We start from the raw sequence: 13,940 nt of genomic DNA on the forward strand, positions 1-13,940 counted from the left end.
CCCGGCCGCCGCTCGTGCCGTGAATCTACAGCACTGTCGAAGGCGTTCCGATCATCCGACGGGCGTACTGCGCAACCCCTACCCCGCAGCCCCGCGCCCCTCACCACCTGCACTGGTCCGAACACTGTCAAGCGCCGCGGGGAGGACCCGCCCTCCGTACCCGAGCGATCCGGCTCGCCCAACCGGGGACACGGCGGTCCGACGTCTGGCGTAGCCGTCGACGCGGCCCGAACACCCGGGCGATCCGGCGTCTAGGGTCGGCGCGGAGGCGCCGCCCACCGGGAGCACGGCCGCCTCCGCACCGAGCGCACCGCGCACGTTCCCGGGATCCGCCGACTCACGCTGGGGGACCACCATGTCCGAACCCGAAGGAACACCGCCCGCACCCGCCACCTCCCGCCCCGGCCGCCGCCGCCTGCTGCGGGCCGGCCTCGGCACCGGCGGCGCACTCGCCGCCGTCCGCCTGCTGCCCGGCGGCCGGGCCTGGGCCGCCGCCCCCGCCGCCGGCCCGAGACCCGCCCCGGCGGCCCCGGCGGCCCCAACCACTACGACGGGCGCGGCGGGCGGGGCCCAACCCTGGCCGGACTGGGCCCGGTTCGCCCGGATCGCCGACGGCACCTTCAACGAGCCCGCCGACATGCAGAGCGCCGTCGACGCGCTGAAGGCGCAGAACGTCAGCGTCATCGAGCTCGACACCCTGCTCTCCAACTGGCTCACCGACGCCGAGTTCGCCGCCCACATGGCCGAGGTGAAGACCTTCACCGGCCTCGCGCACGCCGCCGGCCTGAAGGTCGTCATGTACTACCCGTCACTGGAGCTGATCTCCCCCGGCGGCGAGAAGGGCCGCTCGTTCTACAAGAACGACCAGGGCGGGAACTGGGTCCAACGCGACCTCGCCGGCCGGCCCAACGTGTTCTACGGCAGCGTGGTGGTCTGGGTCGACCCGGGCGACGAGAGCGTCTGGCTCAGCCCGAACTCGCCCTGGCGGGACTACTACCTCAAGCGGATCAAGGGCGTCGCCGCGACCGGCGTGGACGGCATCTGGCCGGACGTCCCGATCTACTTCGACGGCGTGCTCTCCTGGTGCGACGCCTCCACCTGGGGCGCGGCAGCCTTCAGGGCCGACACCGGCCTCGCCCTCCCCAAGGCCGCGGACTTCGCCGACCCGACGTTCCGCCGCTACGTCGAGTGGCGCCACCGCAACCTGCTCCGGTTCCAGCTCGACATCGCCGCCGCCGGCCGCTCCGTCAACCCCGACCTCGTCACCTTCGTCGAGACCGTCTCGATGGACTACCGCTACGCCACCTCGATCGGCCTCGACGGCGGCTACCTGCGCCAGGCCGAGGGCGCCGTCAGCCAGGTCTGGGAGGTGGACATCCTCGGCAACTACGACGGCATGCGGCACGCCACCGCCACCGACTGGGTCTGCCTGATCTCGATGTACAAGTACGCACGCGGCGCCAGCGGCACCAAACCCGCCTGGGCCTTCTCCTACGGCTGGCAGGCCGACGACGCCTCCCTGGTGATGTCCCAGCTGATCGCCGCCGGCTGCAACCCGTACGAGGTGAAGACCCCGTTCAAGAACGACACCGTCGACGCCGCGATGCGCACCCGGATGTACGCCTTCGTCCGCGCCAACCAGGAACGCCTCTACGACGCCGCCCCGATCGCCGAGGTCGGCGTCTACCACTCCAGCCCGTCCCGCGACTACGTCGCCCCGGGCGCGGGCATCGGCATGTACGCCAACGCCACCGCACCCGCCGGGATCACCGACTGGTGGGGCGGCGACGACCCGGAGCAGAGCTGCGCCGCCGTCCCCTGGCTGGGCGAGTTCCGCGGCACCGTGAAGGCCCTCGTGTACGCGCACGTCCCCTTCGACACGGTGCCCAGCCCCGGCCTCACCGCCGCCGACCTCACCCGCTTCAAGGTCCTGCTGCTGCCCGACCTGCAGGCCGTCTCCGACGCCGAAGCGGCCGCGCTGCGCGGCTTCGTCGCCGCCGGCGGCACCATCGTCATCACCGGCCCGGCCCCCACCGCACTCGACGAACTCGGCGGCCAGAGAACCGAGTTCGCCCTCTCCGACGTCCTCGGCCTGCGCCGCGCCGACCCGCTCCCCGCCACCCGGCAGAACACCTACGGCGCCGGCACCTGCTGGTACGTCCGCAACCGGGCCGGCCTCAGCTACCTGACCAGGACCGACCAGGCCTCCGCCGACCAACTGCTCGCCGCCGTACGGCAGTCCGCCCCGCCCGCCGTCACCCTGGCCGGCGACCGCCGGATCTACCTCGACGCCCGGCGGCTCGGCGCCGACACCGTCGTCCACCTGGTCAACTTCACCAACTTCGGCGACACCCCGGCCGCCTTCCGCACCACCCCCGCCAACTGCACCCTCTCCTACACCCTCCCGCCCGGCACCACCCCCACCGCCGTCACCGTCGCCACCCCCGACGGCACCGACCCCACCCCCAAACCCGCCCCCCACACCGTCACCGGCACCACCCTCAGCATCCCCCTCACCCTCACCCAGTACTCCGTCGTCACCATCACCACCCGCTAGAACGCCCGCGGGGCGGCGCCCCGAACCACCCGGAGCCCCGCCCCACGGACGTCCTCGTTCACCTCATCGCGGCCTCACGGCCGTCCCCTTCAGGGAGTGTGCTGCTCGTACTGCAGGCTCCACTGCTGGTTGGCCTGCACACCGGGGCAGTCCCAGATGCCGAGCCGGGTGCCCTGATCGGTGGCCCACCCGGGCAGCTCGAGGCACCGGCCACCCGGGTTGCCGGCGGGATCCACCGTGGCGGGCAGCACGATCCTGCCGTCGGAACGGACGCTCCACTTCTGGCCACTGCCACCGGTGCAGGTCGCGAGGACGACCCGGGTGCCGTTGCCGAGCGCGTCGTCCTTGGTGGACAGGCAGTAACTGCCCGCACGGATGGTGCCGTCCGTCGCCGGGCTGAACCGCTGGGCGGCCGTCTCCCAGCAGCTGTAGATGGCGACCTCGGCACCGTCGTGGGGCCCGCCGACGGCATCCATGCACTGCCAGCTCGCGGTGGCGGGGTGCACGGAGACACTGGCGTCGGCGTAGCCGAGGAACTGCCAGTCACCGAACCCGTCGACCTTGTTCCTGGTGCCGTCGCTGCTCTTCCCGGGGAAGACGGTGATGGCGTTCGCGCCGTTCACCGCCCAGAGGTCCGGGTAGCCGTCGTTGTTGAGATCGGCGGCACCGACCTGCGGCTGGGCCGCGGTGGTCCAGTTGGCGCCGGTCAGGATCGGTGTGCCGGCGTCGGGCCTGGTCAGCGCGGAGTAGTCGACGGTGCCGTCGGCCTTCCAGGTGAGCGGGTAGGCGTAGACGGTGCCGTTGGTGCGGTGCCGCGCCCATATGGTGGTCTGGTACGTGGTGTTCGCCGTCCCGGGCACCGTGGTCGCGCCGTTGGCCGAGCCGGGGGTGAGGATCTCGTAGTCCGACCAGGTGCCGCTCGTGGTGGGGATCAGCGTCGCGCTGTCGAGGCCGTCGCTGAGGCCGTTCGGTTGGAAGAGGTAGAGGTTCCCGTTCTCCACGGTCAGGAGGGAGGTCTGGGTCATCATGACCCGGTGGGAGGGGTTGTTGGGCTCGCCGCCGACCGACTCGCCCTCCGGGGTGCCGATCGCCACGACCTGGGAGACGTTGCTCCAGACCTTCTGCGTGTAGGCGGCGCAGCGTGCGCCGGTGCCGTAGGTGGTGCAGCTGGTGGGGCGGTTCAGCGAGGCCGATGCCTGGGCGCCGAATCGGCCCGTGCCGTCGTTCGGGATCAGGTACATGGCGTCCTTCAGCTGCGGCGCCTTGTCCTTGGTGTAGTGCGCGACGATCTGGTCGACCGGCTGGCCGACGGCGAAGGTGCCGTGATGGCTGATCTGGAAGTCGGCCCAGGTGGCGCCGAAGTCACGGTTGCCCGGCGCCGCGGAGGCGGGGGCGGCCAGGGAGTTCGCCGGGTCCGTGGTGCCGCCGATGATCCGCAGGTCGCCGTTCTTGTCGGCCAGGACGATGTCCGGCTGCTGGTCGTTGGTGACGTCACCGAACAGCGGCTGGGTGCCGGGCTTCCAGGGGACGTAGAAGTTGTAGAGCGCCGGCTGGCTGTAGTTGCCGGCGTTGTCCATGGCCCACGCGTAGAGCGTGTTGGTGCCCCACTGCCGCGGCTGGTAGTCGTAGGGCTGCCCGGGCGCGAGCGTCCCGTTCTGCCCGCAACGCCAACCGACGACCGGGGTCGGGTCGGTGCTGACTCGCACGCAGGCGATGCCGGAGGCCTGCAGACCCTGGCCGGGGGCCGGGTCCTCGGCGTTGACGGTGAACCTGCCCCAGTCGTTCATGTACTTGGCCGGAGTCGGGTTCGGAGTGCCGGAGGGCGGGAAGTCGGTGGAGCCGATGCTCACCCGGGGGTTGGTCCGGTCGATGCGGAAGTAGCACGCGGCGCTGCCGGGCGAGCTGAGGATGCCGTCGCTGGACTGGGCGTACCAGCCGTACTGGTGGCCGTCGCTCAGTGCGCCGGGGGAGACGGCTTCGGCGGGGCTGTTGTAGGGGCCGCCCCAGTGTCCTTCGGTGAAGGAGTAGTTGCCGTCATTGTCGTCCCACATCCGGTAGCTGGTGTAGAGGGACTGACCGGCCGGGGAGTAGCTGTTCGCAATCAACGAGATGCTCTGATTGCTGCTGATCCAACCGGGGTTGTCCCAGGGGTGGGTACCACCGCTGGTGCACTCATTGGTGCTGTTGTTCCACGCGAAGCCGGGTGCGGGGCTGGTCCGCGGGTACCAGACGGTCGGCGTGATGTCGTACGTGGTGGTGATGAACGGGTTGTTGGCGAGGTAGTGGCGGTACGAGGCCTCGAACTCGTTGTTCATCGGCGCGATCCCGACGGTCCACCAAGGCCACTGGCCGGCGACGGCCTGCTTCATCATGGCGGTGACGTCGACGGCCAGTGGGCCGGTGCCCTTGAGCCACTGGCCGTTGACCGTCGGGCAGTTCTCCATCACGACGGTCTTGCTCGTGCCGCAGGGCTGGTCGTTCCAACTGGTGTGCTCGTGGATGGGCTTGGGCGCCGAGTACACCACGAACGGCGTGTCCGTGTCAGGGCTGGAGGCACCGGTGACCTGGGCGCTGAGCGTGGAGGTGGAGATGGTGGGCGGGCTCTCCGCCCCACCGGGCTTGGTGTAGAGCGCGGGGTTGATGCCGAACTGGAAGTAGGCGCGCTGACGTCCGGTCACGCCGCAGTCCAGCGCCGGGTCGCTGCTGTGGTAGCCGCAGAACCCGGTGGCCAGGTTGGTCTTCTTGTTGAAGTTCTCGGCGGTCTTGTGGTTCTCCTGGACCTCCACCGACCCCTGGACCGAGCTGGTCGCGACCAGGGACGGGTCGAGGTACCACGGGCCGGTGCCCGACCCGAGTGCGCCCTGGTTCGGCGTCAGCTCGATCGCCGCCGGGGTGACCTTCGTCCCGATGGCGGCCACGTTCGCCCCGTCGCCTGGCGCCTCGGCGGAGGAGCGGATACCGCCCGCCGGCGCAGGCCCGGGGTCGGCCGCGGGTGCCGCCGCGGCAGCGGCCTTCGCGGCCTTCGGCGCCGTGGCGGGCGCCGCGGTCGTCGACGAGTCCCACTGCAGCGCCGACGGGGAGCGGAAGCGCAGGGCGCCCTTGTCGTCCTTGACGTCGATGCGGCCCTGGTCGTCGGAGGTGACCGTCAGGCCCTGGGCGGTGATCGGGAAGCGCAGGGTCTTCAGTGCCGGGTTGACCGCCGCCTCCGGCGTGCGGACCACGATCACGTCGCGCCATCCCCCGATGGGCAGCGCGGTCAGCTGCAGGTCGACGCCGGGCAGGACGTCGGCGTAGGTGGCGGTGGATCCGTTCAGCGCCGGCTTGGGCAGGGGGAACGGGGCACCGACCGAAAGCTTCTTCCCGTCGGCGGTGGAGATCGTGGCCATGGGTCCGCCGCCACCGCCCGAGAGCGCCAGGGCCGTGTTCGAGACGGCGGGGCCGACGGTGCCGTCCGCGTTCGCTCGCAGGGTCGGGTCGAGGTCGGCCCAGGCACCGTTCTGCCGGGTTCGCACCGGCTGGGCGTTGTCCGTCGTGGTGAGGGTGCCGTTCGCGTTGGCGACGGTCTTCGACACCTCGTTGGTCATGGCCTCCACGACGACCGCCTTGCCGGTCGACCGGGCCTTGGCGACGGCGTCCACCATCGCCTGCTGCAGGGGTGTTCGGGCCGGGCCCTGCGTCGGGGGCACCAGCGGCGGGACAGTGCCGCTCGGGCCGTGCGGGGCGGGCGGTGCGGCATCGGCGGCGACCGCGGCAGGCGCGGTCAGCAGACCGACGCTCAGGGCGCAGCTCGCCGCGAGGGCGGCGAGTCGCGCCGCTCCCCGACGCGCCGAGCGCGGTGGAGGCATGTTCGGAAATGTTCGCGAAGTGATGGACATGTCTGCTTCTGGGCTCCCCTCCCATGCGCGATCCCCCTCCGGGAGATGCGTTCGGGTCGGAACGATGCGTCCTGACCAGCGGGTAGGTCAAACGCTTTGCAGGATTGGGTTGACATGTCCGGATAAGGCCGGACCTCCAAGTCAAGACTTCGCAAACATCCCCTGCACGGCTCTCGAACTGCCTGGCGACGTGTCAGAGGCGGCACGTAGTGTCACGTCCAATCTGGCACACAGCTATGTCCATGTGACGCTGTGTCGACATCAGCGAGGGAGCGCAGGTGGGGGTCTTGTCTGCCCGGAAACGGGCTCGAACGACAGCAGCACGAGGCCGGTGGCGGTCACCCGTCACGGCCGCCATGGTCGCGCTGGCCATGACTGGGGTGGCCGTGCCACCCGCGGCGGCGTGGACCTATCCGGCGCCCGAGGGGGAGGTCTGGACACCGCCCCGCACACCGCTGGGCGGCGCCACCACCTCCGTGGAGGGACACGACGCCAAACCGGCGGCCAAACCCGCCGCGAAGCCGGCCGACTGGAAGCCGGAGACGGCACCGCCCGTGGTGACCGGGACGGAGACCGTGACGCTCGGCCCGGACAGCCCGGGGGCGAAGTCCGCCCGGTCGGCGACCGGCGGCGCCTCCCCGGCCTCCGGCGGTGGCACCGGCTCCAAGGCCGGGGCACTCGCCGTCTCGGTCGCACCCGGAAACGGCACGGGCGAGAGCGCTCATACCGTCACCGTCCAGGTGACCGGTCAGGACACGGGCAAGGCCGCCGGTATCACCGGCCCCCTCGTCGCCCTGACCGACGCCGAGGCGCCGGGCACGGGTGACGGACGCGCGGCGAGCGTCACGCTCGACCTCAAGGCGCTCCAGGCCGCAGGCTGGTCGGACCGCGCCACGCTCGTGGCACTGCCCTCGTGCGCGCTGACCACCCCGGAGCGGGAAGAGTGCCGAACCCGGACACCCGTCCCGGCGGCGCTCGACGGACACGGCAAGGTCACCGCCGACGTCAGGCTGCCCTCCGCATCCAGCCCGCAGCAGCCTTCAGGAAAGGCCAACCCGCAGGACGCCGTCAACGCGTCCTTCACATCCGCGCAGAGCCCGGCCACCGCTCCCGCACCGGCCGGGCGAGCGCTCGTGCTGGCAGTGGCTCCCGCTCCGTCCGGCCCCGGCGGGTCGTACACCGCGACACCGCTCTCGCCATCGGCGGGGTGGAAGGCAGGGTCGAACTCGGGCAACTTCACGTACAGCTACCCGATCCAGGTACCGCCGTCCCTCGGCGGCGCCGCCCCGGCCGTGGGACTCGACTACAACTCGGCCGCGGTGGACGGCAGGACGTCGGCCACCAACTCCCAGTCCTCGTGGGTCGGTGACGGCTGGGGCTACGAACCCGGCTACATCGAGCGGTCCTACCGCGGCTGTGACAAGGCCGGCATCACCGGCTCCGCCGACCAGTGCTGGGCCGGCCAGAACGCCACGCTCTCGCTCGGCAGCCGCTCCGGCACCATCGTGCGCGATGACGCCACCGGCCTCTGGCACCTGCAGAGTGACGACGGTTCCAAGATCGAGCAGCTCACCGGCGCACCCAAGGCGGCCGGCGACACCGACTACCGGGACATGGAGTACTGGCGGATCACCACGACCGACGGTATCCAGTACTACTTCGGCCGCAACCACCTCCCCGGCGGCGACGGCAGCGATCCGTCCGCGAACTCGGTCCTGACCACCCCGGTCTACTCGCCGAACAGCGGCGACCCCTGCTACGGCGCGGGCTCCGGCAAGAACTCGTGGTGCCAGATGGCCTGGCGCTGGCAGCTCGACTACGTCGTCGACCCGCACGGCAACCTGACCACGTACAAGTACGCCACCGAGGGCAACAAGTACAGCCGCGGCGGCGCCCAGAACAACGGCAACGGCAGCCTCACCGACTACCAGCGGGCCGGCTACCTCACGGAGATCGGCTACGGCCAGCGCCTGGACGACCAGAAGGCCGCCAAGGGGGCGCTCAACCCCGCCGCCAAGGTCCTCTTCACGGTCGACGAGCGCTGCAAGGCCTCCGGCTCGATCACGTGCGCGGAGAGCCAGCGCACCACCGCCAACGCCGACGCCTGGCCCGACGTGCCGATCGACCAGATCTGCACCGGTTCCGGGGCGTGCTCGAACTACGCGCCGACCTTCTTCACCACCAAGCGCCTGACCGCGATCACCACCCAGGTCCTCGTCGACTCCGCCTACCGCGACGTCGACACGTGGGCGCTGTCCCAGTCCCTCGCCGACCCCGGTGACGGAACCAAGCGCACCCTGCAGCTCGACTCCGTCCAGCGCACCGGCTCCAACGGCCAGGCGCCGATCAGCCTGCCGGCCGTCTCGTTCAGCTACGTGATGATGGCCAACCGCGTGGACGGCCTCGTCCCGGCCGCGCCGATGTTCATGCGCCCGCGCATCCAGGGCATCACGACCGAGACCGGCGGCCGCATCAACGTCATCTACAGCGACCCCGAGTGCTCCCGGGTCAACAACCACATGCCCGCCTCCGAGGACAACAACTCCATGGCGTGCATGCCGGTCAAGTGGTACCTCCCGGGCCAGTCCTCGCCCGACCCGGTCAACGACTGGTTCAACAAGCCGCTCGTCAGAACCATCACCGAGCAGGACCTCGTCGCCACTCCGCCGATCGGCAGGACCACCGAGTACACCTACAACGGCGGCGCCGCCTGGCACCGCAACGACGCCGAGTTCACCGACCCCAAGACCCGTACCTGGGACAACTTCCGCGGCTACCAGTCGGTGACCACCACCACCGGCAGCGGCTCGGTCAGCGAGGCACCCAAGACCCAGCAGACCACCACCTACCTGCGCGGCATGGACGGGGACTACCTCCGCAACGGCAGCCAGCGCAGCGTCCAGGTGGCAAGCCCCCTCGGCGGGAACGTCGCCGACAACGACTGGCTCGGCGGCCGCGTCGTCGCCACCGAGACCTACGACAAGGCCGGCGGCAGCGTCCAGTCCGTCTCCGGCACCACCTACAACGGCCAGCAGATCACCGCGACCCACACCCAGAGTGCAGGCTCGTCGAAGGTCTACGCCCGCTACCCGGACTCCCAGACCACGGACGTCTCCAAGGCGAAGCTCGCCGACGGCAGCTGGCGCACCTCCACGGTGACCACGACCACCGACCCGACCCGCGGAAACCGGGTGACCCAGGTCAACGACAAGGGCGACGGCAGCGCCACCGCCCCCGAGACCTGCACCACCTCCGGCTACGCGACCAGCGACAACCAGCAACGGCTCATGCTGGTCTCGGAGATCGTGACCGTCCAGGGCCCGTGCGGCACCGCGCCGTCGGCCTCGAACACGGTCGCAGGAAACCGGACGCTCTACGACGGCAAGCCGTTCGGCCAGGCGGGCGCCACCGGTGACCCGACCAGTACCCAGGTGCTCGACCACTTCGACCAGGCCGGCGGCCCCGTCTACGCCCACCAGGGCAGCGCGGCCTTCGACGCCTACGGGCGGAGCACCACGTCCGGGACCACCGACGGATCCACCTACGACCGCTCCGGCAAGCAGCTGAGCGGCCCCTCGGTCACCCCGGCCGTCACGACCTCCGCCATCAGCCCGGCCTCCGGCGCCCTGCCCACCGAGGTCCGGAGCACCGGCCCGCTCGGGTCCGACTGGACGACGACCGTCACCCAGGACCCGGCCCGCGGCTCCCCGTTGACCAGCCGGGACCTCAACGACCGCGTCACCACCGCGCAGTACGACGCCCTCGGCCGCATCACCGCGGTGTGGGCGCCGGACCGGCCGACCGACGGCGCGGCGAGCAAAAAGTTCACGTACACCGTGCGGGGCACGGACGGGCCGGCAGCCGTCAAGACCGAGACGATCAACGACGACGGCGTCACCTACTCCGCGACCATCGACCTGCTCGACGGCCTCGGGCGCCCGCGCCAGAGCCAGAGCACCAGTGCCGCCTACCCGACCGGCCGACTGATCACCGACACCGTCTACGACACCCACGGGTGGGTCATCAAGACCTCCAACCCGTACTACGAAGGCGGCTCGTTCCCCACCGAGTCCATCTTCGTCCCGGTCGGCGACGGCCAGATCCCCGGCCAGACCTGGAACACCTACGACGGCACGGGCCGGGTACTGCGCGCGGAGTTCCGCTCCTACGGCAACCTCCAGTGGGCCAGCACCAACGCCTACCCCGGCGCCGACCGCACCGACGTCACCCCGCCCACGGGCGCGACCCCGACCTCGACCGTCACCGACGCCCGCGGCCGCACCGCGGCCGTGTGGCAGTACCGCACTCCCACCGCCACCGGCAACGCCGCCGACGCTGACGTCACCACCTACGGCTACACCCCGGGCGGCCTCGCCTCCCGGCGCACCGACAGCAGCGGCAACACCTGGAACTACACCTTCGACCTGCGAGGCCGCCAGACCTCCGCGTCCGACCCCGACACGGGCACGACCCGGACCTTCTACGACGCCAACTCCCGCGTCGACCACACCACCGACGCCAAGAACACCACCCTCGCCTACACCTACGACCTCCTCGGCCGCAGGACCGGCTCGTACAACGGCAGCGTCGCACCGGCGAACCAACTGGCCTCCTGGACGTACGACACGATCCTCAAGGGCCAGCCGACGGCGTCGACCCGCTACGTCGGCGGCTCCGACGGCGCCGCCTACACCAAGGCCGTCACCGGCTACGACACCGCGTACCGGCCGCTCGGCAGCTCCGTCACCATCCCTTCCGCCGAGGGAGCACTGGCAGGCACCTACACCACCGCCAACACCTACAGCGACGTCATCGGCGCCCTGAAGAGGGTCAGCATCCCCGCCGCGGGCGGCCTGCCGGCCGAGACCGTCAGCTACGGCACCACCATCACCGGACTGGTCACCTCGGCGGCCAGCCTCGGCAAGGCGGTGATCGCCAAGGTGAGCTACGACGCGCTCGCCAGGCCCGTCCGGTCGACCGTCGGCGAGTACGGCACCCAGGTCGTCGCCACCACGCAGTACGACTGGGCGACCGGGCGCGTCATCAACAACTTCGTCGACCGCCAGCTCGGGACGGTGTCGGTCGACCAGACCAGCTACACCTACACCCCGTCCGGCCGGATCACCTCGGCCACCACGGTGCAGGACGCCACCGCCACCGACACCCAGTGCTTCACGTACGACTACCTCGGGCGGCTGACCGGCGCCTGGACCGACACGGGCGGCACCTCCACCACGGCGGACTGGACCGACTCCGCCGGTGCGACGCACGGCACCGGAAGCTCCTCCACCGTCCCCGGAGTCGGCGGCTGCAACAACGCCAACGGCCCCGCCACCACCAACCCCGGCGGACGCAGCATCGGCGGCCCCGCCCCGTACTGGACGACGTACAGCTACGACGCGACCGGCAACCGTACCAGCCTCGTCCAGCGCGACATCACCGGAAACAGCCTCAACGACAGCACCACCACCCAGACCTTCGGAGCCGCGAAGAGCACCAACAGCCCCACCAACGCGCCCAACACCGGCGGCGGAACCGGCGGGCCCCACGCCCTCCTCACCTCCACCAGCACCGGGCCGGCCGGCACCAAGACCGTCTCGTACCAGTACGACGCCAAGGGCCGGACCACCTCCATCACCGACACCGGCGGCACCAGCACCCTCACCTGGAACGGCGAGGACAAGCTCGACAACCTCGCCAGGACCGGGCAGACCGACGCCACCACCTACCTGTACGACGCGGACGGCAACCAGCTCATCCGCCGCAACCCGGGCAAGACCACGCTCAGCCTCGCCACCGACGAGCTCACGCTCGACACCGGCAGCGGCTCGCTGAGCAACGTCCGCACCATCGCCGCCCCCGGCGGCCTCACCTACACCCGCGTCACCGCGGCCATCGGCGGCGGCAAGGTCCTCATCCAGGCCTCCGACCCGCACGGCACAGCCAACCTCCAGATCAACACCACGTCCGACCAGGCCGTCACCCGCCGGCCCAGCGACCCGTTCGGCAACCCCCGCGGCACCCAGCCGCAGACCTCCGACTGGGCCGGCACCAAGGGCTTCATCGGCGGCAGCAAGGACGACACCACGGGCCTCACCAGCCTCGGAGCCCGCCAGTACGACCCGGCGACGGGACGCTTCATCAGCCCCGACCCGATCCTCGACGCCGCGAACCCGCAGCAGTGGAACGGCTACGCCTACAGCGAGAACGACCCCGTCAACCTCAGCGACCCGAGCGGTCTCAAGTCTGAGGAATGCGGCACGCTCTACGACTGCCACGGCGGAACCATCACGGTCAGCAACACGGCGGCGACCAGTGACTACGTCAGCGTCGACGCCCAGCACCGCTACTACGAGACGGCTGTCGACACCAGCCGGGCGTCGAACCGGGAATACGTCTACACCCAGGTCCTGAAGAACGGCAGGGTCAAGGACCGCCGTGCGAGCGGCTTCGACGTGGTCAAGGGCTTTGCGAGGGCCGGATGGGCCATCGCGAAGGAGGTCACACCGCTCGGCGACGCCCAGGGATGCATCGAGGGGGACAAGGCCTCCTGCTTCTGGGCCGCCACCTCGCTCGTCAAGGGCAAGTGGGTTGCGGAGATCGCCGGAACAGTCATCAAGGACCTCCGAAAGGCGCCGGAGATCCCGACCCCGAAGACGCCGCACGGCGGATCCGCGCCGGCCGGTTGCCCGTGGCCCGCGCACAGCTTCCCTCCGAGCACACCGGTGCTGATGGCGGACGGAAGCGCCAAACCGATCGGCGACCTCCAACCCGGTGAATCCGTCACCGCGACGGACCCCCAGACCGGCGAGACGACCGCCGAACCGATCACAGCCAAGATCACCACGCCCGACGACACCGAGTTCACCGAACTCACCGTCGCCACACCCCACGAGGACGGCACCACCTCCGAGGCGACCACCCTCGTCTCCACCGCCCACCACCCGTACTGGGACGACACGGCCCACCGCTGGACCGAGGCCAAGGACCTCCAGCCCGGCCACCACCTCACCACCCCCGACCACACCCCCCGACTCGTCCTCCACACCCGCCCCTACACGACCACCCCCCAACCCGCCAACGACCTGACGGTCGCCAACCTCCACACGTACTATGTGCTGGCGGGGACCACGCCGGTCCTGGTTCACAATTGCGGGAAATGGACAGGCCAGGGCGAGCACCCTCTTGAGGATTCCGTGGCTAATGCCATCGAGGACGCTCACCCGGATCTCGTGAAGGGTATGGGGCGGAAGACGCTTCGCGAGGATGGAACAACCTGGTCAGATCACGATGTCTACGGAGACAACTTCGTCATTGAGGTAGCCAGTGGAAAGGGGTCTGGCAAGACTGCGCAAATCCGGGATCGAGTCTTGCCTACAGCTGGCGGGGCCCGTGTCGCGGTATATGGCCCAAAGATGGGCGGCCATGTTGCGCGAGGAATTGAAGAGCTAGGCGTACCTGTCTTCAGGAGGATGGAAGACCTCGTGGCCTGGGCGGCTGGCGGATAA

At 70.6% G+C, this 13,940-nt stretch carries 3 protein-coding genes; 2 read left to right on the forward strand and 1 reads right to left on the reverse strand.

Annotated elements, in window-relative coordinates:
* The first annotated feature begins 355 nt into the window (after positions 1-355).
* The gene (locus tag AB0N04_RS32495; RefSeq protein WP_360218937.1) at positions 356-2,557 is read left to right on the forward strand and encodes a hypothetical protein; all 2,202 of its coding nucleotides are present in this window, start codon (positions 356-358) and stop codon (positions 2,555-2,557) included.
* 89 nt (positions 2,558-2,646) lie between these two features.
* Here the strand turns inward: AB0N04_RS32495 and AB0N04_RS32500 are convergent, their stop codons facing one another.
* On the reverse strand, positions 2,647-6,402 hold the full coding sequence (locus AB0N04_RS32500) for an RICIN domain-containing protein (protein WP_360218940.1): 3,756 nt from the start codon (positions 6,400-6,402) through the stop codon (positions 2,647-2,649).
* Positions 6,403-6,803: 401 nt separating this feature from the next.
* Here AB0N04_RS32500 and AB0N04_RS32505 point away from each other — a divergent pair, with 401 nt between their 5' ends.
* Positions 6,804-13,940: an RHS repeat-associated core domain-containing protein gene (locus AB0N04_RS32505; protein WP_360218943.1), complete on the forward strand. Its 7,137-nt coding sequence runs from the start codon at positions 6,804-6,806 to the stop codon at positions 13,938-13,940.

The organism is Kitasatospora sp. NPDC051702, from assembly GCF_040681575.1.
GTDB lineage: Bacteria > Actinomycetota > Actinomycetes > Streptomycetales > Streptomycetaceae > Kitasatospora.